The organism is Pinisolibacter sp. DMC19, from assembly GCF_056313985.1.
The window spans coordinates 304,765-325,829 of the sequence record NZ_JBQUZF010000004.1; the positions used below are offsets into that span (position 1 = coordinate 304,765).

Genomic DNA, 21,065 nt, shown 5'->3' on the forward strand with positions numbered 1-21,065 from the left:
TCCTCATTTGTCCGACTTGATGATTTCGGTCATGGTCACGCCCAGCCGATCGTCGACCAGAACGACCTCGCCGCGCGCCACCAGCCGGTCGTTGACGTAGATGTCGATCGCCTCGCCGACCTTGCGGTCGAGCTCGAGGACGGTGCCCTGATTGAGCTTCAGGAGGTCGGCGACCTGCATGCGCGCCTGACCGAGCACGGCGGCGACCTTCACGGGGACGTCGAACACCGCCTCGAGATCGCCGGCGGTGCGCGGCTGGGCGACGCCGTCGTCGAGCGTGCTCTTGCGGCCTTCGGCGTCCATCGCATCGAGTGTCAGACCGGGACGGGTCTCGTCGTCGGCCACGGTGTCGTCGATGTCGCTCATCGGGCGTTCCTCCACGGGTCGTCCGCCGCATCCTCGGCGTCGGTCGGCTTGCGGGTCGCGATCCAGCGATCGATCGTCGCCTCGATCTCGGCGGCGAGCGAGTCGCGATCTCTCAAGATACCACCGTCGGCCCATTCGATGCGGCAGTCGCCGCGGGCCATGCCGTCTTCGCCGAGGATGACGACGCGGCCTTCGAAGCCGGTCTCCCGCGCGATCTTGCCGACCTCGGCCTCGAGCGCCTTGGCGTCGCGGGCGTCGAGGCGGACGACGAGATGCGGCGCCTTGCGCAGCGGTCCGAGACATTCGGCGAGCAGGGTACGGATCTCGGCGATCGGCTCGCGTTCGATCAGACGGCCGGCGAGCTTCTCGGCGGCGGCGACGGCGAGGCGGACGGCGGCCTCCTCGATCGCCGCGCGGTCGGCGTCGAGGGCGGCGAGCAGGGAGCGGGCGGTGCCGACGAGCTGGGATGCGGCATCGGCGAGGCGTTCGGCGGCACGCGCCTCGGCGTCGAGACGGCCGGCGGTGAAGCCCTCCTCGCGGCCCTCCGCGTAGCCTTCGGTACGGGCGCGTTCCTCCACCTGCACCAGTTCGGCGAGGTGCTGTTCGAGATCGATGGTCGGACGCGGCGGCTCGACCGGCGCGGCCGCCTCGGCGGGGTCGGGCCTGGAGAAATCGGTATCGAAGAGGAAACGCGCGGGTGCTGCCATGGTGCGTGCGAGCCGATCAGTAGATCAGCTCGTCTTCTCCCTTCGACTTGGAGACGACGATCTCGCCCTTGGCGGCGAGGTCCTTGGTGACGTTGACCATGACGGCCTGCGCGTCGTCGACGTCGCGCAGACGCACCGGGCCGAGGGCTTCCATGTCTTCCTTGAGCATGTTGGCGGCGCGGCTCGACATGTTCTGGAAGAAGAAGTCGCGCAACGGCTCGGAGGCGCCCTTGAGGGCGATGGCGAGCTTGTCCTTTTCGACGTTCCTGAGCAGCGTCTGGATGCCGCCGGCATCGAGCTTGCCGAGGTCCTCGAAGGTGAACATCAGCGACTTGATCTTCTCGGCGCTCTCGCGGTTCTCCTCCTCGAGGGCGGTGAGGAAGCGGGCTTCGGTCTGGCGGTCGAAGGAGTTGAAGATGTCGGCCATCAGCTCGTGGGCGTCGCGGCGCGAGGTGGTCGAGAGGTTCGACATGAACTCGATGCGCAGCGTCTGCTCGACCTTCTCCAGGATCTCCTTCTGGACGCTCTCCATCCGCAGCATGCGGTTGACGACCTCGAGGGCGAATTCCTCGGGCAGGATCGCCAGGACGCGGCCGGCGTGGTCGGCGCGGATCTTGGAGAGGACCAGGGCGACGGTCTGCGGGTATTCGTTCTTGAGATAGTTGGCGAGGACGTTCTCCTGAACGTTCGACAGCTTCTCCCACATGTTGCGACCGGCCGGACCGCGGATCTCCTCCATGATCGCGTTGACGCGTTCGGCGGGCAGGACGGAGGCGAGGATGCGCTCGGTGGTGTCGTGGTTGCCGTTGAGCGAGCCGCGGGCCGAGAGCCGGGTGACGAAGTCGACGAAGAGGTTCTCGAGCATCTCCGGATTGACCGGGCCGAGCTTGGCCATGGCGAGCGAGACCTGGCGCACCTCGAGTTCGTCGAGCTGTTCCCAGATCTTGCGGCCGTGCTCCTCGCCGAGCGCGAGCAGCAGCACGGCGGCGCGTTCGGCACCGGCGAGCTCGCGATAGGCCTCCGTGTGGGAGACCTTCAGCGACGGGCTGCCGGAATGGGACTTCGCGGGAACCGACATGGAGCGACCTCAGGCTGCGGCTTCGTTGAGCCAGCCGCGGATGATCGCGGCGGCCTCGTTCGGGGTCTCGGTGATCATCTCGCCGATCTTGCGGATCGAGCCGGCCTGCATGGCGCCTATGGCCTTGGCCTCGTCGAGGCGCATGTCGTTGTGCGGGACCATGCTGGGCACGCCCGCCTCGCCGGCGGGGAGGGCGATCGGCAGGCCGTCGGCGCCGATCTGGACCACGGCGGCACCCGCCTCCGCGCCCGCGCCTTCGGCGCCCTCGGCACCGGCCGAGCCGGCGATGGCGGCGATCGCACCGCCTTCGGGGGCGAGCACGCGCGTGATGAGCGGGCGGACGGCGAAGAGCAGGACGAGGAGGGTCATCAGCACCAGCGCGCCGAGTTCGGCGAAGCGGACGATGTCGTCGCGGCCGAAGTCGAACAGGGCGGCGATACCGGTCTTCTGGCTCTCGAGAGGCTGGGCGGCGGGGGCTTCGGCGAAGCGCAGGTTGACCACTTCCACCACGTCGCCGCGCTTCTGATCGAAGCCGACGGCGGAGCGCACCAGGGCAGCGATGCGGTCGAGGTCCTCCTTGGAGCGCGGCTGATAGGTGACCTCGCCGGCGGCGGTGGTGGCGTAGACGCCGTCGACCAGCAGCGCGACCGAGACCCGCTTCATGCGGCCGGCCTCGAGGATCTCGGTGCGGGTGGTCTTGGAGATCTCGTAGTTGACGGTCTCCTCGGAGGTGTTGGAGGCCTCCTTGGAGCCGGCGCCGTTCTGATCCTGGGTGCCGCCCGGCACCTGGTTCGACACGGTCACGCCCTTCTCGGTCGAGGCGTTCTGCGAGCTCTCTTCCTTGGTCTGGGTCGAGCGCACCACCTGACCGTTGGGATCGAAGGTGTCGGAGGTCTGGGTGACGCGGTTGAAGTCGAGTTCGGCGGCGACGTGGACGCGGACGCGGCCCTGGCCGACGATCGAGGCGACGATCGACTCGATCTGGTTCTCGATCCGCGCCTCGTAGGCGGAGGTGCGCTCCTGCAGCGAGGCGGCGACGAGGCCGTCGGGGCTGTCGCCCTCGCCGGAGGCGAGCAGGCGGCCGGTCTCGTCGACGATCGACACGCGCGACGGCTTCATGCCTTCGACCGCGGCGGCGACGAGATGCTGGATGGCGCGGACCTGGGCCGGGTCGATCTGGCCCTTGAGCTTCAGCGCGATCGAGGCGGTCGGCTCCTTCTTCTCGCGCTGGAAGATCTGGCGTTCGGGGATGACGAGGTGGACGCGGGCGGCCTGGACGCGGTCGATCGAGCGGATGGTGCGCGACAGTTCGCCTTCGAGGGCGCGCAGGTGGTTGATGTTCTGGACGTAGGAGGTGGTGCCGAGGCTGTCGGTCTTGTCGAAGATCTCCCAACCGACGTTGCCGCCGGCCGGCACGCCCTTCTCGGCGAGCTTCATCCGGAGGCGCAGCACCCTGTCCTTGGGCACGAGGACCTGCGAGCCGTCGTGGCGCAGCTCGTAGACGATGCCCTGGGCCTCGAGATCCTTGACGATGGCCGAGCTGTCGCGGTCGGAGAGGTCGGAGTAGAGCGGCGTCATCACCGGCGCGGTGGCCCGGGTGATGACGAAGGCGAAGAAGCCGATCAGCAGCGCCGTGACGACGCCCATCGCGGCGAGGCGAGCGGGACCGAGGTTCTTGAGGAACTCGAGGGCGCCGTTCACGTCTCGACCTTTCAGTCTTCGCTTCGTTGAAGGGGGCGACCGGTCCCCGGGGGGTGGGGGCCGGCCGCGCGATTTCCGGTACCTGCGCCGCAGGGGGTGGGCGGCGCGTGGCTGTCGACGGTCCGGTGGGGTCGGAGAATCCGTTCGGCCACTGGGCAAGAATTTCCCAGTGGATGGTAAACGGGTGGTTAACGCCGTCCCGCTCCGGGACGTCGAGGTGAGGAAATCCTCGAGAAAATCGCTCGCATCCGATCCATCGCCGGGTCGAATTTGCCGGGTCTCGTCAATACCTTGTTCGGAGTTTACGCAAGGGAGTGGCGACCCTGGCGTCGCGGGCACGAAAAAAAGGGCCGCCCCTGGGGGCGGCCCTCGATCTCGTGCGGATCCGGGAGGATCATTGCCTGTATTGCTGAATGCGCGTGGTTCGCAGACCGGCCAGACCATGACGGTCGATCGACTGCTGCCAGGACAGGAACTCTTCGACGGTCAGGGTATAGCGGCTGCACGCCTCTTCCAGGGAAAGTAGTCCCCCTCGAACGGCGGCCACCACTTCGGCTTTGCGACGAATGACCCATCGTCTCGTTCCCTGCGGCGGCAGGTCGGCGATGGTCAACGGGCTTCCGTCCGGGCCGATGACGTATTTCACACGCGGTCTCATTTGATCGGTCATCGTACTCTCACACATTCGATGCGATCACATCGAGAGCGAGACTACGGGGCCGGGACTTAAAATATGGCTAAACACCGGCAGCCCCTTCGATATTTTTCGCGAGGGTGGCCCGCAGGCGTTGAAATTCCGCGGAAATGCGCCGAAATCCGGCGCTCTTTCGAGCGTCGGATCGGGTGATTCGGCAATTTTTCGGTTGTCGGCGCGACGAAACGCCGCCGTTCACGAGCCGCCGGAGACGTTCGTCACCTTGTAGGCGGAGATGGTCTGGCCGCCGACCGTCAGCATCGGCGTGGTGCCGGAGAAGTCGACCGCGGTGACGGTGCCTTCGACGGCGGTCGAGATGTTGACCGCGTTGCCGGAGGAGTCCGTGCCGGAGACCGCGATGGTGTAGTCGCCGGCCGTGGCGGTGCCGCCGGACGTCGTCGTGCCGTTCCAGGTGAAGGTGTTCGAGCCGCTCGTCAGCGACTGGGTGCCGGTATAGACGAGGTCGCCGTTGGCATTGGAGACCTTGATCGTCGCCGCCGTGGCCTTCGCATCCGAGGTGAAGTTCCACGTCGCGGCGTTCTTGCCGTCGTAGGTCGAGGTCTTGCCCTCGGCCTCGACCGTCTTGCCGATGTAGGCGACGAGGTTGGAAGCGTTCTGCGTCGTCGAAAGAGCCTCGAGATTGGCGAGATGTGCATTCATCTTGATCTGCTGCTCGACGGACGAATACTGAACCAGCTGATCGGTGAACTTCGACGCGTCGGTGGGGCTCAGCGGGTCCTGGTTCTGCATCTGCGTCACCAGGAGGGTCATGAACATCTCGTAGTTCGACGAGAGGCTCTTGCTGTCGCTCGCCGTGGTGGAAGTCGAACTGGTCAGGGTCGGGGTGGTCAGACCGAGGATGGACATGGCGAGATCTCCGGGACGTTACGCAGGGTACTGACCGCTCAGACGCGCAGGTCGAGGCCGCCGACCCGGGTGGGGCGGTAGGCGGCGATGACCGCGTCCTGAGTGGCGTGGGGAACTTCCTCTTCCGAAGGCGCGGCGACGGCGGCGACCGGCGTCTCCGCGCCCGTCTGCGACCCGTTGCCGCGCTGATCGCGCATCGAGAACTGCAGGCCCGAATTGCCGACGTCGAGGCCGGCCTGGGAGAGCGAGCGCTCGAGTTGCTTCTGGTCGCGCAGCATCATGTCGAGCGTCTCCGGGCGCTCGACCACGAGATGGGCCTTCACCTCGCCGTTGGCGCGGACCTCGACCTTGACGTCGACGGTGCCGAGCTCGGCCGGATCGAGGCGAACCGTGAACTTGCTCGAACCCTGATGGGTGCGACGGGCGACGACGTCGGCGAGGCCGGCCATCGCAGAGGCGGCGACCGCCGGCGACACGTCCGTGGCGGCGGTGCGCTGCGGCGTGGCGCCGTTGGTGGTGGTGGCGACGTCGGCGGCGCGGGTCGGCGCGGCCTGTGCGGTCGGATCGGCCGGCTTGGCGGCATCGAGCGGATTGGCCGGGCCCTTGCCGTCGGCATCGGCGCGGCCTTTGGCCTCGGCGATCTCGGGGGCACGGGCCTCCACATGCGGCTCGGGGGCCGTCGGCTCGGCGGCGCGCGGGGCGGCTGCCTGGGTGCCGGTCGCCTCGGTGCCGTGACCGGTCTCGGTGACGCGCGGCATGGTCGGGCGATCGCTCGGCGTCGGTGCGGCAGTGTCGGACGGGGCGGCATCGGGTGCGGTGAAGACCGGCTTGCCCTTCTGGTCGACCGGGGTCGCGGTGGTGCGCTCGGTCGGGAGGGTGGGGACGATGGTCTGGTCGGCGCTCTTGGCGGCGGTCTCGGTCGTCGTGCTGCCGGCGGTGCTCTTGGTCGCGCCGGTCCCGTCGGTCTTCGTGGCGGGGGCCTCGGTACCGGTGTTCGGCACGGCGGCACGCGCCGCGGCGAGGGCGACGTCGGAGCGCGCGGCAGCGGCAGCGACGCCGGCGGCACCGGTGGGCGTGGCACGAGCGGCTGCGGCCGTCGTCGTGGCGTCGGAGGGGGTGACGGCCTCGCCGCGGACGGTGGCCCGGGCGTCGGCGAAGAGGGCGCGGGCGCGATCGGCCACGGCCGACGGGACCGAGGTCTCGACCGGTACCGTCTTGGTGGTGGTCGGGGGCGCAGTCGTCGTGTCGGAGGACTTCGCTGCGGCGGTGGACTTCGGCGCGGCGTCGGCCGTCGTCGATGCGGCGGTGCCCGCCGCGGTCGTGGTCTGCGATCCGGCGGCGGTCGTGTCGGTGTCGGTCGTCGGAGTGGCCGCCGCCAGCGCCGCGAGGGCGTCGGCATCGGCCGCGACGGCGGTAGCGGCGCTCGCGACCGGGGCAGCCGAGGCCCGGTCGGTCGGGGTATGCGTGGCGTCGATCCCGGCCTTGGGCGTGGTGGTGGCCGAGGCGGTGTCGCGTCGGGCGCCGAGCGTCGCGGGCGAGGGCAGGCCGTCGGCATCGGAGAGCGCGATCGGCGTCGTCGTGGCGGTGAAGGCCTGGGCGCCGGCGAGCTCGGCCGCCTTGGCGGCGGCGGCGTCGGCCGCAGCAGTGTCGGCCGCAGCGGTGTCGGTCGTCGTGTCGGTCGTCTCGTCGGTCTTGCCGTCGGTGCTCACGATCTTCGTCGGGTCGACGATGCCCTTGGCGTTCGCCGCGACGACCGGCGTCGCCGCGGTCCCCGCCGCCGCGTTCGCGGTGGTGACGGCGGTCTCGGCGTTCGCGGCGACGTTGCCGCCGATCGCGGCGGTGATCACGGCCATCAGTTCGGCGAAGGCTCCGCCGGCGCCGGGGGCGGCGATGTTCGCGCCGGCGGCGATCGTACGCACGGCGGAAGCGACGGAACTGTTGGCGTCGACGGTGGGCAAAGTCTTCCTCCCGGGAAGGGGAACGCAAGGATCTCCCGGAGGACATTGCAAGGCCGGGGCCAGATGCCGCACGGCGCCGGCGATCTCCGCTCCCGCCGCGTAATGTCTTTGAAGGCGCATGCTTTTCCGCGTCGGCCTCGGCCGCGCGAACCGTCGGCGCGACGGCGCGACGCAGGCCGGCGGCGGGCAAAGTCTGCCGGTCGGGCAAGGGCTGCCCGGCGCGGGTCTTGCGGGTTTCCCCGGAGGGCGGGCTCCGTTATAGTTCCGCCCTCGCGGATGGCGTCCGGACGGCGTCGTCGCGCCGCATGACCCACAGGTGACCCCGATGATCAACTCCCTCGACCTTCCCGGTCGCCCCGAAGACACGCGCGTCGTCGTCGCGATGTCCGGCGGGGTCGATTCCTCGGTGGTCGCGGCGCTGTTGAAACGCGAGGGCTACGACGTCGTCGGCGTGACGCTGCAGCTCTACGACCACGGCGAGGCGACGCATCGCCCCGGCTCGTGCTGCGCCGGACAGGACATTCTCGACGCGCGACGGGTGGCCGAGACGATCGGCATTCCCCACTACGTGCTCGACTACGAGGATCGCTTCCGCGAGGCGGTGATCGATCGCTTCGCCGAGAGCTATCTGGCGGGCGAGACGCCGGTGCCCTGCGTCTCGTGCAATCAGACGGTCAAGTTCCACGACCTGCTCGACACGGCCCGAGAGCTCGGCGCCGCGGCGCTGGCGACCGGCCACTACGTCTCGACCCGCCCGCTCGCTTCCGGCCATCGCGGCATGTTCCGCCCGGCCGATCTCGACCGCGACCAGAGCTACTTCCTCTTCGCCACGACGCAGGAGCAGCTCGACTTCCTGCGCTTCCCGCTCGGCAACCTGCCGAAGAGCGAGACGCGCGACATCGCCCGCGACCTCGGCCTGCCGGTCGCCGAGAAGCAGGACAGCCAGGACATCTGCTTCGTGCCGTCGGGCCGCTACGCCGACGTCATCGAGCGGCTGAAGCCGAACGCGGTCGAGCCGGGCGAGATCGTCCATGTCGACGGCCGCGTGCTCGGCCATCACGACGGCATCATCCGCTTCACCGTCGGCCAGCGTCGCGGCATCGGCGTCTCGGTCGGCGAACCGCTCTACGTGGTGCGGCTCGACGCCGACACCCGCCGGGTGATCGTCGGCCCGCGCGAGGCCCTGATGACACGCAGGCTTCATCTTCGTGACGTCAATTGGCTCGGCGATCGGCCGATCTCGGAATCGGCGGCGGAGGCGATGGAGATCTGGGTGCGCGTGCGCTCGACCCGTGCGCCCCAGCCGGCGCTGCTCGAGGTGGTCGACGACCGGGTGGTGGTGGAACTCCTCGAAGGAGAACACGGGGTCGCCCCCGGCCAGGCGGCGGTCTTCTACGACGCGCCGGACGGTGGGGCGCGGGTGCTCGGCGGCGGCACGATCGCCGGCGTGGCGGCATCCGCGGAAGCCCCGGTGGAAGAGGCGGTCCGTCCGAGGCTGGCCGCACGCTGAAGGAGCGAGAGATGTTCGACAAGCAGGCGTTCGAGGGTGGCAACGCGGGCGAGCTGCGCTCGTCGGACGTTCTGGCCGGAGTTGCGGCGACCGAAGGGGCGCGGCTCGACGAGCGGGCGGTGCTCGCGGCCTATTCGCGCTGGGCGCCGATCTACGACTGGGTGTTCGGCCGCGTCTTCGATGCCGGCCGTCGGCTGGCGGTCAAGATCATCAACGAACGTCAGGGCAGGCTGCTCGAGGTCGGTGTCGGCACCGGTCTCGCCCTGCCGCACTACAAGCCGCATCTCGAGGTGACCGGCATCGACCTGTCGCCCGACATGCTGGCGGTGGCGCGTCGCCGCGTCGAGGAGAAGAAGATCGCCACCGTCGCGGCACTGCACGAGATGGACGCGACGCGGCTGACCTTCGACGACGCCTCCTTCGACACCGTGGCGGTGATGTACACGATCACCGTGGTGCCGCACCCGGATGCGGTGATGGCTGAGATCGAGCGCGTGCTGAAGCCGGGTGGCGAGGCGATCTTCGTGTCGCACTTCGCTTCCGAGAGCGGCTGGCGGCAAGCGATCGAGCATCGCCTGACCCCCTTCACCAAGAAGCTCGGCTGGCGTCCCGACTTCCCGATCGAGCGCATTCTCGGCCGTCGCGGCTTCGAACTGGTGGAAAAGAAGCGCCTCGGCCTCTTCGGCATCTTCACCGTGGCGGTGCTGCGCCGCCGGGCGTGATCCCGCTCATCCGGCCGAAATCGGCCGCGGTGGTGCCCTCGTGCACCGCCGCGGCGTGGGTTTTCCCCATGGGCGGTCGATCGCGCGCGAGCGGTCGAGATCGCTTGACAGGGGCCTCCGCCGAAACTAGATAGACCCCCGGCTGGCTGGGTAGCTCAGATGGTTAGAGCGGAGGATTCATAACCCTCAGGTCGGCGGTTCGATCCCGCCCCCCGCCACCAAAAATTTCCTCTTCGATGCGACGGATTCCGTCGCATTTTTCGTTTTCGGCGATGGTCCCGTTCGGATCGCGGCGCGGCGTCATGCCTGCGCGGCGACCATCTGCGCGACGGCCGGGCTCGTCTCGGCGTCGGCGGCGCGGCTGCCCTTCGATCCGACGGTGACCGCGACAGCCAGCACCAGGCCGGCGGCGACGAGGCGGAGAGCGCGGCGCAAACCGCGCGGTGTGGTTCGATCGGCCTTCATTCTCGTTCTCCCTGCCATCGCCGGATGCTCGGGCTCGGACCCGCCCGCGATGCCGATCGCGGTCTCTTTAATGCGACTGATTTGCATATTCAAAACCCGACGCGCGGCGGTGTCAAGAATCGAATGCGTGTCACTTGCAATTGAGGGGCGATGACCGCGGCAAGGTGGGGAGAGCGCCGCAAACAGGAGTGCGGGCGCGGCCGGCGCGGCGTTCTGCGGGCCGACGGCCGGGCGGGGATGCCGGTGAGTGCTTCGAGTGACCGTCGCTCTCGACTGCCTTCTCACGAGGGGATCGCTCGGTCGGTCGTGCGGTAGCGACCGATGGTACGCGGCGGAGGCCTCGCCACCCTGCGGAGCTCGTCCGCGGGGTGGCGAGACGGCTCAGCGCGCGACGGTCGGGTGCTCGGCCGGGTGCAGACGATCGAGGAGGCGGGGCGGGCCGGCGAGGGCGAAGCGGCGTCCGAGGGCGTTGGCGGGAACCTCGATCAGCCGCCACGTCACCGCCGCGACGGCGAGCGAGGTCGCAACGGCGCCGATCCCGACGGCCGCGAGCGCGAGCGGTGAGGCGAGGTGCAGCTTGCCGGCGACGGACCAGGCGGCGCCGACGACGAACATGTGGGTCAGGTAGAGCGAGTAGGACCAGTCGCCGATCCGTTCGAGCACCCGGTTGCGCCCGCGGCTCCAGGCTTCGACGTAGAGGCCGGTGGCGACGATCGCGGCGGCGGCGATGGTCATCGGCACCTGATCCCAGATCATCATGATCTCCGGCATGGTTCGACCGTACAGTATGGCCGTAGCCACTACCGCCGCCGCCGCCGCCGCCCCAGCAGCGGGTACGAAATAGCCATGGCGAATACGGTCGAAGATCCCGGCTCGATGAGCGACGGCGAGCCAGACGCCGACGAGAAATCCAAGGAGGTTGACGTTCGCGTAGTGGGCGAAGAGGTCGGCGCGCGGCTCGACGACGAGCGAGAGGGCGACGAGCGGCGCGAGCAGGGCCGTCACGATCACCGCGCGCTGCAGCCGGCTGCGGCACCAGAAGAGCAGGCCGATCAGCAGATAGAAGAACATCTCGTACTGCAGCGACCAGCCGAGCTTGAGCAGCGGCCGCCAGTCGTTCACGCCGCCCGGCCGCGGCATCGGCACGAAGGCGAGCGAGTGGAGGAAGTAGTTCCAATCCGCCGGCGTCTGTTTGAAGGCCGAGGGCGCGACGATCGCCAGGGCGAAGACCGCGACGGTGCACACCCAGTAGAGCGGCACGATCCGCAGGACGCGACGCGCAGCGAAGCCGAAGGGCGCGAAGGGGCCGTCCGGCGTGACCTACATGATGATGAAGCCGCTGATGACGAAGAAGATGTCGACGCCGAACCGTCCGGTGACGAAGGCGGCGTTGGGAATCTGCGTCAGCGGATGTTCGATCACGTGGGCGACCACCACGAGAAGCGCCGCGACGCCTCTCAGGATCTGGATCGAGCCCAGTCGTGTCGAATCGCTCGAGGTCTGCATGGCGAACCTGCCGATCGATCGGGCGAGAGGGCGAGGGCTCTCTCTGCACGGTTGTGGATGGCTGCACGCTATGCTCGTGGTGGATGGTCTTCAACGCAGCCGCGCGGAAACCCTTTCTTAACCTTACCGCCCCTGGGTCGCGTCGATGCGGGTTCTGCGCGCCGGGCGATCGGAACACGCGACGTCAGTGGCGATTTTGGACGAGAGCCCGGCCGATGCGGCGTGGATGGCGGACCGAACCCGCGTCGACGGCCTCGCGAAATCCTGTAATCTGCCGTGACGGCATCGGGGGGGGCCGGGCGCGTCGGGTCGCGCCGCACCCCCGCATGCGAGCGAGAGGGTGGGGCGTGACGGATTCCAACAGGTCTTTCAATGGCAAGCGGGCCGGCGGCTATCGCTTCGTCAAGGCGGCGCCGGATGCGGCGGTCTATCGGTCGAGCCGGCGTTTCGACCTGCCGCCCAAGGTCGATCTCCGGCCGCTGATGACGCCGGTCGAGAACCAGGGCAACCTCAACTCCTGCACCGCCAACGCCATCGCCGGCGCCTACGAATACCTGCTGAAGAAGCACCTGACCCGGCCGCTCGACGTGTCCCGGCTGTTCATCTACTACAATGCCCGCTGGCGCGACGGCTCGCAGGACGAGGACGAAGGCTCGGTCATCCAGTACGGGATGGAGAGCCTGAAGAAATACGGCGCCTGTCCCGAGACCGTCTGGCCCTACCGCGAGAAGGCGGTGCTGGAGAAGCCGTCGAAGACCTCCTACGGTGAGGCGTCGCGCTTCAAGGCGCTCGACATGCAGCGCGTCGAGGTCGAACTCGACCAGTGGAAGAAGGCGCTGGCGGAAGGCTTTCCGATCGTCTTCGGCTGCGCCCTCTTCGACAGTTTCGACGACTGCACCGACAACGGCGGCGTCGTGCCGATGCCCAAGCCGAAGGAAGTCAAGCGCGGTGACCACAGTCGCCACGCCATGCTCTGCGTCGGCTATTCCGACATCGACAACGTCTTCGTGGTGCGCAACTCGTGGGGCTCGGACTGGGGCGTCAACGGCTACTGCTACATGCCCTACGACTACCTGATGAGCGACAAGTTCAACGGCGGCGACTGCTGGATCCTGCGGTCGTCCTCCGCCGTGCCCAATCCGCAGGAGACCTGGGTGCTCGACGAGGGCTCGCTGATCGAGGATTTCGGCCGCATCGCCGGCGGCATCGTCGCCGCGTTCACCAAGGACGCCTACGCCGACGTCGAGCACACGTTCTTCGGTCACGACCAGGACCCCGACTGGGACGAGGCTTCGGGCGAGGACTACCACGGCGAGGACGAAGACGAGGCCGACTGGGTCGAGGACGACGAGGACTGGTCGGAAGACGACGCAGAGGAAGACGAAGCCGACGACGAGGAGGACGACTCCGAGGAGGACGACGCCGAGGAGACGGACGAGGAGAGCGACGAGGACTCCGAGGACGAGGAAGAGGACTCCGAGGAAGAAGACGGCGAAGAGGAAGAGGAGTCCGACGAGGAGGAGGACGAGTCCGAGGACGACGATTCCGAAGAAGAAGAGGAGGAGTCGGAGGAAGACGAGGACGAATCCGAAGACGAGGACGAATCCGAGGACGAGGAGGAGTCGGACGACGAGGAGTCGGAGGAGGAGGACGAGGAGTCCGAAGAGGAGGAAGAGGACGAGGAGGAATAGCCGCGTCGCGGCAGCCGTCCGCGCGCGGATCGTGCCTGTTCGGCAACGCCGCCGGGCTTCCGTGCGATCCGTTGCGATCTTGTACGCCGCAGCCTCGCCTGTGCTCTGGACTCTTAGGTGAAAATGCGGATCGTCGGGTGCGCAATTTGAATCGACGGGGGTCGACCGTGACCAAGCGCATTTTCCTCGCCGCCGCCGCGGCGCTCCTGGCGGCGACTTCGGCGCAGGCGGCGGATCTCGGCAAGGCCGGGACGGCCGCTTCGCTGGCGCAGACCTTCCGCGCGGTCGACGGCTTCAACTGGAAGCTCGACGTGGCGGGCGGCGGTGCCAAGGGGCAGGCCGGTGGACTGTGGGGCGCGCGCGGTGCGGTCTCGCTGCCGATCGGCGACCACTACGGCGTCCAGGTCGACGGACAGCTCGCCAGTTTCGGCGGGCGGGCGCTCGGTAGCTCGACCGTCCATCTCTTCCGCCGCGATCCCGGCCTCGGCCTGCTCGGGCTGATCGGCCAGTATGGCCGCTGGGACAAGTACAACGGCATCGACATCGGTCGGGCCGGCGTCGAGTTCGCCTGGTACGTCGGTCGCTTCACGGCCGAGGGCATGGTCGGTTGGGAGGGCGGCACGCGTCGCGACGTGGTCGATCCGGCCGGCACCACCACCCGCATCGACCTGCATTCGCGTGTCTTCGACAAGATCCAGGTCGGCTGGTACGCGACCGACGACCTGAAGCTGGCGCTCGGCCATCGCTATTCCGGCGGCCGCCATGCCGGCATCGGCAGCGCCGAATGGGCCTTCCCGATCGGCCGGGGCTATTCGGGCGCGGTCTTCGCGGAAGGCTCGCTCGGCGAGCACGGCGACGGCGCGGTGATGGCCGGCGTGCGCGTCTATTGGGGGGCGAAGGACAAGCCGCTGATCCGGCGCCACCGCGAGGACGATCCCATCTATGCGCCGGGCATCGACGAGGCGATCAACGGCGGCTCGGTCTCCACGATCGCCGCGCCGGCGGCACCGCCGATCATCTGCACCCCGCCGCGAGTGCTCATCGGTGGGATCTGCATCGACCCGCGCGACTGATCGGTCACGTCGCGTCGATGAATTTCATCGACGCGACGGATCGACAATGCGCCTTCCATCGCTATCTTCGATCGTACGCACGCCGTGACGGTGTGCGCCGACGGGGCGAGACGATGAACCTGCGTGATCTGCAATACCTTTTGGCGGTCGCCGATCTCGGCCATTTCGGGCGTGCGGCCGAAGCCTGCCACGTGTCGCAGCCGACGCTGTCGGGGCAGATCCTCAAGCTCGAGGACGAACTCGGGGTCCGCATCTTCGAACGCATCGGCCGGTCGATCCGGGCGACCCCGGTCGGCGAGCAGATCCTCGCCCATGCGCGGCGCGCGATCTCGGCGGCCGACGACATCGTCGCGCTGGCGCGCGCCAGCCGCGACCCGCTCGCCGGCCCGCTCCGCCTCGGCGTCATCCCGACGCTCGCGCCCTATCTGATGCCCTTCGTCCTGCCGATTGCGGCGGAGGCTCTGCCGGCGGCGCCGCTGATGCTCTACGAGGATCTGACGGCCAATCTCCTCGCGGCACTCGCGGAAGGGCGGCTCGAGGCGGCGATCGTCGCCTCCGATCCGGAGGATCCGCGGCTCGCCTCGCATCTCCTCTTCGACGAGCCGTTCTGGGTGGTGCTTCCGCCCGGCCATCCGCTGGCGGCGAAGCAGGTCGTGGCGGCGGAGGATCTCGATCCGAAGTCGCTGCTGCTGCTCGCCGACGGCCATTGCCTGCGCGATCAGGCGCTGGAGTTCTGCGGCCATCCCGATCGCGGCGAGACGGCGGGGGCCGACATCCGCGCCACCTCGCTCGAGACGCTGCTGCATCTGACGGCGGCGAACTACGGCATCACGCTGGTGCCGCGGCTGGCGGTCGGCAACGACATCGGCCTCGTCGGCCGGCTCGAGACGCGGCCGCTCGAGGGCGATCACCATTTCCGCCGGGTGCGGCTGATCCACCGGGTCAACACGCCGCGCCAACAGGCGCTGGCGCTGCTCGCGGCGATGATCCGCAAGGGCGTGCCGGAAGGCGTCGACCGGCTGGCGGCGTGAGGCTCAGCCGAGCGTCGCTTCCTTCAGTCCCCTCAGCGAATTGCCGACGAACCAGCGGGCGCCGTCGAGGTCTTCGATCCGGAGATCGGCCTCGACGGCGTGGCCCGTCTCGAGCAGCTCCGCCCGCAGGATGCCCGGCAGCAGGCCGTGGCGGGCGGCGGGGGTGAGGAGACGGCCGTTCCTTTCCACGAAGATGTTCGCCCGCGTCGTCTCGGTGAGGAAGCCGTCGCGATTGACGAAGACCATGTCGTCGAGCCCGAGCCGGGCGGCCTCGCGGGTCGCGGCGTCCCAACGGGCGCGGCGCGTCGTCTTGTGGGCGAGGAACGGATCGCCGGCATCGACCGGCTCGGCCGCGAGGCCGAGGCGGAGCGGGCGATCGGGATCGGCGGCGAGGACGGGCGCGGCGAGCGTGGTCCGGCCGTCGCGGGAGAGCTCGATGCGGACGCGGCGCGGGTGATCGTCGGCGATGCCGGCAGTGAGGGCGGCGAGATCGGCCTCGAGGGCCGCGCGGTCGAAGGCGAAGCCGAGCGACGCGGCCGAAGCGGCGAGCCGGTCGAGGTGAAGGCGCAAGCGGGTGAAGCCTTCGCCGCGGGCGAAGCGCAGCGTCTCGATCAGGCCCCAGTCGGTCGCGAGATCGGTCAGGACGCGGGCCTTCAGCAGCGCCTCGTCCCATTCGCTCGCGGCGATGCTGTCGGCGACGATACCGCCGCCGGTGCCCCAGCGGCCGCGGCCGTCGGCCATGATCGTCGCGGTGCGGATGGCGACGTTCAGATCGACCGAACCGTCGGGGCGGAAGGTGCCGATGGCGCCGGTATAGACGTTGCGGGCGGTACCCTCGAGGGTGCGGATCACCTCCATCGCCTTGATCTTCGGCGCGCCGGTGATCGAGCCGCAGGGAAAGACGGCGCGGATCACGTCGGCGGTGGTGGTGCCCGGGGCGAGCCTGGCGGTCACGGTCGAGGTCATGGTGTGGAGCGTCGGATAGGTCTCGACGCGGAAGAGATCGGGCACCGCGACCGAGCCGATCTCGGCGATGCGACCGATGTCGTTGCGCATCAGGTCGACGATCATCAGGTTCTCGGCGCGCTGCTTGGGATCGGCGGCGAGGCCGGCGCGGGCAGCCGCGTCCTCCTCCGGCGTAGCGCCGCGGGCGACCGTGCCCTTCATCGGCCGGGTGGTGGCGATGCCGTCTTCGATCGACACGAAGAGCTCGGGCGAGACCGAGAGCAGCGTCGCCTCGTCGAAGGCGACGACGGCGCCGTGGGCGACCGGCTGGGCGGCGCGCAGCGCGGCGTGGAGGGCGAGGGGATCGCCGGCAAAGCGAAAATCGATCGGCAGCGTCAGGTTGATCTGCCAACAATCGCCGGCGGCGACGTGCTCCAGCACCTCGGCCACGCGGGCGACGTGAGTGTCGCGGTCGACGCCCAGCGCGAGGTCTGCGAGCGGGGCGGGCGGGCCACGCTCGGCGAAGGCTTCGTCCAGTGCCGTCGCGTCGAGCCGTTCGGGGGCGTCGAAGAGGCCGAACCACAAGAGCGGCAGGCGGCGATCGGGCGCGAGCGAGGCGAGGAGCGTCGGCTCCAGCACGTGGCCGAGCTCGTAGGAGAGGAAGCCCGCGGCGTGGAGCCCCGCGGCGCGGGCGGCATCGAGCGCGGCGAGTGCCGGCTCGACCTCGTCCGGGCGATCGGCGCGGACGACGCGATGCGGCTTGGCATAGAGGAAGGCCGGGCGGCTGGGCGCCAGCCGGTCCTCGACGAGGACGAAGGGGCGTTCGAGATCGGCCAGCGGATCGCGGCGATCGGCGGCGGGCACCGGCTCAGCCTCCGGTCGCGGCGATCGGGGTGACGGCCGCGTCCGGTTCGACGGAGTCCAGGCCCGCCCGGTCCATGGCTTGCGCGTCCGCGAGCAGGGTCGCGGCGGGGCCGGTCGCGACGATGCGGCCGTCCTGGAAGAGGACGGCGTCATGGGCGAAGCGGTGGGCCATGGCGACGTCGTGGGTGGTGAAGACCAGCGTCGTGCCGGCCGCCTCCAGCGCTTCGAGGGTGGCGAGCAGGCGGCGGGCGGAACGGGCGTCGAGGCCGGCGGTCGGTTCGTCGAGCAGCAGGATCTCCGGCCGCATGGCGACGGCACCGGCGATCGCGGCGCGCTTCTTCTGGCCGAAGGACAGCATGTGGGTGGCGCGGTCGGCGAGGTCGGCGATGCCGAGCGCCGTCAGCGCCTCCTCGACGCGGGCGCGCGCCTCGGCCGGCGTCAGGCCGAGGTTGAGCGGGCCGAAGGAGACGTCCTCGAAGACCGTCGGGGCGAAGAGCTGGTCGTCGGCCTCCTGCAGCACCAGACCGACGCGGCGGCGCCAGGCGACGAGGCCGGCACGGTCCCAGGCGACGGGCGCGCCGTCGAGCGCGATGCGGCCGGCGCTCGGGCGCAGGGTGCCGTTGAGGTGGAGGAGCAGCGTCGTCTTGCCGGCGCCGTTGGGGCCGAGGATGGCGAGGCGGCGGCCGCGTTCGACCGTGAGGTCGATGCGGTCGAGCGCCGTCACCCCGCCGGGGTAAACGTAGGAGAGGCCTTCGACGGCGAGGAGGCTCATGCGAAGATCCATCCGAGAAGTGCGAGGGACGTGAGCACCGCGACGGTCGCGGCGAGGCCGGTCGGCGAGACCGGGCGGGCGGGCGAAAGTACGGCCAGCGCCCCGCCGTTCCATCCGCGGGCGGCGAGGCCGATCTCGAGCCGACGGGCGCGATCGAGCGTGCGCGGCAGGAGGTTGGCGGCGACCATGCCGGCGGAGCGGATGCGGCTCTTCCAGTCGACGTCGCCGAGCCGGGCGGCCCGCGCGGCGTTCATGGCGGCGGCGGTCTCGCCCGTCACCTGCAGGAAGCGGTGGACGAGCAGGGCGAGTTCGACGAACTCGTCGGGCACGCGCAGGCGGCGCAGGCCGGCGACGAGGTCGGTCGCCGGTGTGGTGGCCGAGAGCGTCAGCAGGCCCGCGACGGCGGCACTCGCGCGCAGCGTCAGGGTCGCCGCGGCGGTAAGGCCGCCGGGCGCCCAGCCGATGCCGTCCGAGCCGATGGTGACGAGCAGCGTCGCCGCGCCGGTCAGCACGAAGCCGAGCGGGGCGGCGAGCAGGCGCGCCCACGTCGCCAACGGCACGCCGGCCCGCCACGTCACGGCGAGCGTCGCGACCGTGAGGATCGCGACGGCCGTCGGCCAGGGCGGCGTGAGGAGGGCGAGGGCGAGAAGGCCGAGCCCGAGCAGGGCCTTCTCGGCGAGCGAGCGGTCGCGCCAGCGGTTGCCGGCGGCGATCCTATCGATCGGCGTCATCGCGACGGCGGCTCCCGCTGCGGTGGCCCAGTGCATAGCCGAGGATGCCGGCACCGATGGCCGCCTGGAGGGCGAAGAGCGCGCTCTCGATCTCCTTCGACGGCGGTTCCCAGAAGGGTTTGGTCCAGCGTTCGAAGCCGGGATGGCTCTCCTCGATCGCCTTGGAGGCGGCGTCGTCGGTGCCGAGGAACTCGCCGCCGAAGGGCAGCAGCATCGGGGCGACGACGATGGCGGTGGCGACGAGCAGGAGCGCGATCGAGGTGCGGTTGGAGAGCGTCGAGGTCATCGGCCGGCCTCCGCGATCTTGCCGTCGAAGGCGCCGGGGAGGCGGCCGACGAGGGCATTCATGACGACGACGACGAGCAGGCCTTCGGCGAGCGCCAGCGGCACCTGCGTCACGGCGAAGATGCCGGCGAACTTCACGAAGGCCCCGGCGATGCCCGACGTCGGGTCGGGGAAGGCCAGCGCCAGTTCGAACGACGTCACGACATAGGTCGCGAGGTCGGCCAGCGCCGCGCCGAGGAAGACGGCGACGGTGGCGGGCAGGCCGACGCGGGAGGCGAGCTTCCACGTCGCCCAGCCGACCCAGGGGCCGGCGATCGCCATCGAGAAGACGTTGGCGCCGAGCGTGGTGAGGCCGCCGTGGGCGAGCAGCAGGCCCTGGAACAGGAGCACGATGACGCCGATCGGCGCCATCACGGCGGGGCCGAAGAGCACGGCGCCGAGGCCGGTGCCGGTCGGATGCGAGCAGGAGCCGGTCACGCTCGGCAGCTTCAGCGCCGAGAGGATGAAGGTGAAGGCGCCGGCGGCGGCCAGCGTCAGGCGCGCCTCGGGACGCTCGCGCAGCGTACGGCGCAGCGAGACGAAGCCACCGACCACGAAGGGCGCGGAGACCAGCGTCCAGCCGAGCGCGTGCGGCGCAGGCAGGAAGCCTTCCATGATGTGCATGTCTTCCACCTCGATCTTCGAGCGCGTCGCCCGTGAAGCGAAGGCCCGCGACGCGGGTCACTCCGACAACGCCAACCGGGACACCCCGCCCGAGGGACGCGAACGACGCTCATGCGGATGGCAGGTCTCCTGGCTCGCGGGTCGTCGAGATCCGGACGGCCTTCCCGATCGTGCTCCCCCGGGTGGTCTCGGGGGCGATCAGTGACCGATCGCCCGCAGGCGATCTTCGTTCGGACCCCTCGCCGCTCACAGTCGCGGGGGCGGCCACGGCTCGGGCACGATTCGGCCCTTCCGTGTTCCCTTTTCACCGCTTCGGAGGACTCCGACGCGGCACCATCACAGGAGGAATCGTAGACGCCGGTCGCGATCGGCGCAAGGGCCGGCCGGGTGAGGGGGGAAGGGACCGCGACGGATTGACGAGACGCGGTCACAGCCCGCATGGTCGGGCGATGACGATGTGGACGCCCGGACGATGGAAGCGCCTTGTCGCCGCCGCGACGCTCGCGGTGGCGCTGGTGCTCGTCGCCTTCGCGCCGCGGGTGCTGCCGGGCTTCGTCACCGCAGCCGATCTGGTCGAAGGGTCGGGCATCGCCGTCGCCGGCATCTGCAGCGCCCCGGTCGACGGCGCGCGCGCGGCCGAAGACATCGCCGGCCACCGCGTCGATCACGGCGATCACTTCTGCGGCACCTGCGTGCTGTTCTCCGCCCCCGGCCTCGGCGCCGTGGTGGTGGCGGAGGTGCCGGCGCCGCGGCTGGTCGCGGTCGATCGGCTGGCGTGGCGGGACGAAGCGGGGACGACGGTCCTCGCGCCGCGGGCGACGGCCCGCGGCCCGCCGGCGGCATGATCCGTCCATCCACCGACGTTTCCCTTCCCGGCGACGGCCCGGACGCCCGACGCGGCGCGGCCCGATCGCCCTCCACGCGAAAGACAGACTCATGAAGACCATCCGGACCCTCGCGCTCGCTTCCGGCCTCGCTCTCCTCCTCTCGGCCGGTGTGGCGCTCGCCCACGGCTACAAGGTGGGCGCGCTCGAGATCGGCCATCCCTGGAGCCGTGCCACGCCGAAGGCGGCGCCGGTCGGCGGCGGCTATCTCACGGTCAAGAACACCGGCACCACCGACGACCGTCTGGTGGCGGTGAAGTCCGACGTCGCCAAGACGGTCGAGATCCACGAGATGAGCATGGACGGCGGCGTGATGAAGATGCGTGCCCTCGACAAGGGCATCGAGATCCCCGCCGGCAAGACCGTCGAGCTGAAGCCCGGCGGCTTCCACGTGATGTTCATCGGCCTCGGTGGACCGATCGAGGTGGGCAAGGACTTCAAGGGCACGCTGGTGTTCGAGAAGGCCGGCTCGGTCGACGTCGACTTCGTCGTCGAGGCACAGAAGCCGATGGATCATTCCGGCGGCGGCATGAACCACACCGGCCACTGATC

General features: G+C 69.9%; 20 protein-coding genes, 1 tRNA gene, 1 pseudogene and 1 riboswitch. Of the genes and pseudogenes, 8 read left to right on the plus strand and 14 right to left on the minus strand.

Going from position 1 to position 21,065, the window contains the following annotated elements; genetic code table 11:
• Window positions 1-3: 3 nt before the first annotated feature.
• The 7 genes from fliN to ACT53U_RS12580 all read right to left on the minus strand — a co-directional run bounded on the left by fliN (window position 4) and on the right by ACT53U_RS12580 (window position 7,371).
• Window positions 4-303 (minus strand): flagellar motor switch protein FliN, encoded by a 300-nt coding sequence (fliN, locus tag ACT53U_RS12550; protein ID WP_476155741.1) that lies wholly within the window; start codon window positions 301-303, stop codon window positions 4-6.
• A gap of 59 nt (window positions 304-362) precedes the next feature.
• Window positions 363-1,073, minus strand: coding sequence for a FliH/SctL family protein (locus ACT53U_RS12555; protein ID WP_476155551.1), 711 nt, complete (start codon window positions 1,071-1,073; stop codon window positions 363-365).
• Window positions 1,074-1,089: 16 nt separating this feature from the next.
• A complete protein-coding gene (gene fliG / locus ACT53U_RS12560) occupies window positions 1,090-2,151 on the minus strand; it encodes a flagellar motor switch protein FliG (protein ID WP_476155553.1) in 1,062 nt (353 codons plus the stop codon).
• Between the two features lie 9 nt (window positions 2,152-2,160).
• On the minus strand, window positions 2,161-3,852 hold the full coding sequence (gene fliF / locus ACT53U_RS12565; protein WP_476155555.1) for a flagellar basal-body MS-ring/collar protein FliF: 1,692 nt from the start codon (window positions 3,850-3,852) through the stop codon (window positions 2,161-2,163).
• A gap of 394 nt (window positions 3,853-4,246) precedes the next feature.
• Window positions 4,247-4,522 carry a CtrA inhibitor SciP gene (gene sciP / locus ACT53U_RS12570; protein ID WP_476137602.1) on the minus strand — a complete coding sequence of 92 codons (276 nt, stop codon included), beginning with the start codon at window positions 4,520-4,522 and terminating at the stop codon, window positions 4,247-4,249.
• Window positions 4,523-4,741: 219 nt separating this feature from the next.
• On the minus strand, window positions 4,742-5,413 hold the full coding sequence (locus ACT53U_RS12575) for a flagellar hook assembly protein FlgD (protein ID WP_476155557.1): 672 nt from the start codon (window positions 5,411-5,413) through the stop codon (window positions 4,742-4,744).
• Window positions 5,414-5,451: 38 nt separating this feature from the next.
• Complete coding sequence (locus ACT53U_RS12580) at window positions 5,452-7,371, minus strand: flagellar hook-length control protein FliK (RefSeq protein ID WP_476155559.1); 1,920 nt, start codon at window positions 7,369-7,371, stop codon at window positions 5,452-5,454.
• A 325-nt stretch (window positions 7,372-7,696) separates the two neighbouring features.
• On the opposite strand from ACT53U_RS12580, the gene mnmA reads away from it, so the two are divergent.
• The 3 genes from mnmA (at window position 7,697) to ACT53U_RS12595 (ending at window position 9,824) form a co-directional block, all read left to right on the plus strand.
• The gene (mnmA, locus tag ACT53U_RS12585; RefSeq protein ID WP_476155561.1) at window positions 7,697-8,881 is read left to right on the plus strand and encodes a tRNA 2-thiouridine(34) synthase MnmA; all 1,185 of its coding nucleotides are present in this window, start codon (window positions 7,697-7,699) and stop codon (window positions 8,879-8,881) included.
• Window positions 8,882-8,892: 11 nt separating this feature from the next.
• The gene (locus tag ACT53U_RS12590) at window positions 8,893-9,603 is read left to right on the plus strand and encodes a class I SAM-dependent methyltransferase (protein ID WP_476155562.1); all 711 of its coding nucleotides are present in this window, start codon (window positions 8,893-8,895) and stop codon (window positions 9,601-9,603) included.
• Between the two features lie 144 nt (window positions 9,604-9,747).
• A tRNA-Met gene (locus ACT53U_RS12595) sits at window positions 9,748-9,824 on the plus strand.
• Between the two features lie 79 nt (window positions 9,825-9,903).
• On the opposite strand, the gene ACT53U_RS12600 is transcribed toward ACT53U_RS12595, so the two are convergent.
• Both ACT53U_RS12600 and ACT53U_RS12605 read right to left on the minus strand, forming a co-directional pair.
• Entirely contained in the window at window positions 9,904-10,068 is a 165-nt protein-coding gene (locus ACT53U_RS12600; protein WP_476155564.1) for a hypothetical protein, read from the minus strand.
• Between the two features lie 381 nt (window positions 10,069-10,449).
• A pseudogene (locus tag ACT53U_RS12605) lies at window positions 10,450-11,574 on the minus strand (acyltransferase family protein).
• 347 nt (window positions 11,575-11,921) lie between these two features.
• On the opposite strand from ACT53U_RS12605, the gene ACT53U_RS12610 reads away from it, so the two are divergent.
• The 3 genes from ACT53U_RS12610 (at window position 11,922) to ACT53U_RS12620 (ending at window position 15,369) form a co-directional block, all read left to right on the plus strand.
• Window positions 11,922-13,265 (plus strand): C1 family peptidase, encoded by a 1,344-nt coding sequence (locus tag ACT53U_RS12610; RefSeq protein WP_476155566.1) that lies wholly within the window; start codon window positions 11,922-11,924, stop codon window positions 13,263-13,265.
• Between the two features lie 167 nt (window positions 13,266-13,432).
• Window positions 13,433-14,338: a hypothetical protein gene (locus ACT53U_RS12615; RefSeq protein WP_476155568.1), complete on the plus strand. Its 906-nt coding sequence runs from the start codon at window positions 13,433-13,435 to the stop codon at window positions 14,336-14,338.
• Window positions 14,339-14,451: 113 nt separating this feature from the next.
• On the plus strand, window positions 14,452-15,369 hold the full coding sequence (locus ACT53U_RS12620; protein WP_476155570.1) for a LysR substrate-binding domain-containing protein: 918 nt from the start codon (window positions 14,452-14,454) through the stop codon (window positions 15,367-15,369).
• A gap of 3 nt (window positions 15,370-15,372) precedes the next feature.
• Here ACT53U_RS12620 and ACT53U_RS12625 read toward each other — a convergent pair whose 3' ends face one another.
• From ACT53U_RS12625 to ACT53U_RS12645, 5 genes are read right to left on the minus strand one after another with little or no spacing between them, the layout of a single operon-like run.
• The gene (locus ACT53U_RS12625) at window positions 15,373-17,178 is read right to left on the minus strand and encodes an aminodeoxychorismate synthase component I (protein ID WP_476155571.1); all 1,806 of its coding nucleotides are present in this window, start codon (window positions 17,176-17,178) and stop codon (window positions 15,373-15,375) included.
• A 4-nt stretch (window positions 17,179-17,182) separates the two neighbouring features.
• The gene (locus tag ACT53U_RS12630; RefSeq protein ID WP_476155573.1) at window positions 17,183-17,950 is read right to left on the minus strand and encodes an energy-coupling factor ABC transporter ATP-binding protein; all 768 of its coding nucleotides are present in this window, start codon (window positions 17,948-17,950) and stop codon (window positions 17,183-17,185) included.
• Window positions 17,947-18,681 carry a cobalt ECF transporter T component CbiQ gene (gene cbiQ / locus ACT53U_RS12635; RefSeq protein WP_476155575.1) on the minus strand — a complete coding sequence of 245 codons (735 nt, stop codon included), beginning with the start codon at window positions 18,679-18,681 and terminating at the stop codon, window positions 17,947-17,949. Before cbiQ ends, ACT53U_RS12630 begins: the two co-directional genes overlap by 4 nt.
• The gene (locus ACT53U_RS12640; RefSeq protein ID WP_476155577.1) at window positions 18,665-18,967 is read right to left on the minus strand and encodes an energy-coupling factor ABC transporter substrate-binding protein; all 303 of its coding nucleotides are present in this window, start codon (window positions 18,965-18,967) and stop codon (window positions 18,665-18,667) included. Before ACT53U_RS12640 ends, cbiQ begins: the two co-directional genes overlap by 17 nt.
• Window positions 18,964-19,629 carry an energy-coupling factor ABC transporter permease gene (locus tag ACT53U_RS12645; protein ID WP_476155578.1) on the minus strand — a complete coding sequence of 222 codons (666 nt, stop codon included), beginning with the start codon at window positions 19,627-19,629 and terminating at the stop codon, window positions 18,964-18,966. Before ACT53U_RS12645 ends, ACT53U_RS12640 begins: the two co-directional genes overlap by 4 nt.
• Window positions 19,630-19,730: 101 nt before the next feature.
• A riboswitch (cobalamin riboswitch) is annotated at window positions 19,731-19,982 on the minus strand.
• 96 nt (window positions 19,983-20,078) lie between these two features.
• Between ACT53U_RS12645 and ACT53U_RS12650 the strand changes: the two genes are divergently transcribed.
• Window positions 20,079-20,474, plus strand: a complete 396-nt coding sequence (locus ACT53U_RS12650; protein WP_476155580.1) for a hypothetical protein — start codon at window positions 20,079-20,081, stop codon at window positions 20,472-20,474.
• A 91-nt stretch (window positions 20,475-20,565) separates the two neighbouring features.
• Complete coding sequence (locus ACT53U_RS12655; RefSeq protein ID WP_476155582.1) at window positions 20,566-21,063, plus strand: copper chaperone PCu(A)C; 498 nt, start codon at window positions 20,566-20,568, stop codon at window positions 21,061-21,063.
• Window positions 21,064-21,065: the final 2 nt, after the last annotated feature.

Excerpts from the sequence above, each read along its gene's own strand:
- ACT53U_RS12655 (WP_476155582.1), top strand. The coding sequence starts at position 20,566 with ATGAAGACCATCCGGACCCTCGCGCTCGCTTCCGGCCTCGCTCTCCTC.
- ACT53U_RS12630 (WP_476155573.1), bottom strand. The coding sequence starts at position 17,950 with ATGAGCCTCCTCGCCGTCGAAGGCCTCTCCTACGTTTACCCCGGCGGG.
- ACT53U_RS12590 (WP_476155562.1), top strand. The coding sequence starts at position 8,893 with ATGTTCGACAAGCAGGCGTTCGAGGGTGGCAACGCGGGCGAGCTGCGC.
- ACT53U_RS12600 (WP_476155564.1), bottom strand. The coding sequence starts at position 10,068 with ATGAAGGCCGATCGAACCACACCGCGCGGTTTGCGCCGCGCTCTCCGC.
- ACT53U_RS12575 (WP_476155557.1), bottom strand. The coding sequence starts at position 5,413 with ATGTCCATCCTCGGTCTGACCACCCCGACCCTGACCAGTTCGACTTCC.
- sciP (WP_476137602.1), bottom strand. The coding sequence starts at position 4,522 with ATGACCGATCAAATGAGACCGCGTGTGAAATACGTCATCGGCCCGGAC.
- ACT53U_RS12620 (WP_476155570.1), top strand. The coding sequence starts at position 14,452 with ATGAACCTGCGTGATCTGCAATACCTTTTGGCGGTCGCCGATCTCGGC.
- ACT53U_RS12555 (WP_476155551.1), bottom strand. The coding sequence starts at position 1,073 with ATGGCAGCACCCGCGCGTTTCCTCTTCGATACCGATTTCTCCAGGCCC.
- fliN (WP_476155741.1), bottom strand. The coding sequence starts at position 303 with ATGGACGCCGAAGGCCGCAAGAGCACGCTCGACGACGGCGTCGCCCAG.
- cbiQ (WP_476155575.1), bottom strand. The coding sequence starts at position 18,681 with ATGACGCCGATCGATAGGATCGCCGCCGGCAACCGCTGGCGCGACCGC.
- ACT53U_RS12645 (WP_476155578.1), bottom strand. The coding sequence starts at position 19,629 with ATGCACATCATGGAAGGCTTCCTGCCTGCGCCGCACGCGCTCGGCTGG.
- ACT53U_RS12640 (WP_476155577.1), bottom strand. The coding sequence starts at position 18,967 with ATGACCTCGACGCTCTCCAACCGCACCTCGATCGCGCTCCTGCTCGTC.
- fliG (WP_476155553.1), bottom strand. The coding sequence starts at position 2,151 with ATGTCGGTTCCCGCGAAGTCCCATTCCGGCAGCCCGTCGCTGAAGGTC.
- mnmA (WP_476155561.1), top strand. The coding sequence starts at position 7,697 with ATGATCAACTCCCTCGACCTTCCCGGTCGCCCCGAAGACACGCGCGTC.
- ACT53U_RS12650 (WP_476155580.1), top strand. The coding sequence starts at position 20,079 with ATGACGATGTGGACGCCCGGACGATGGAAGCGCCTTGTCGCCGCCGCG.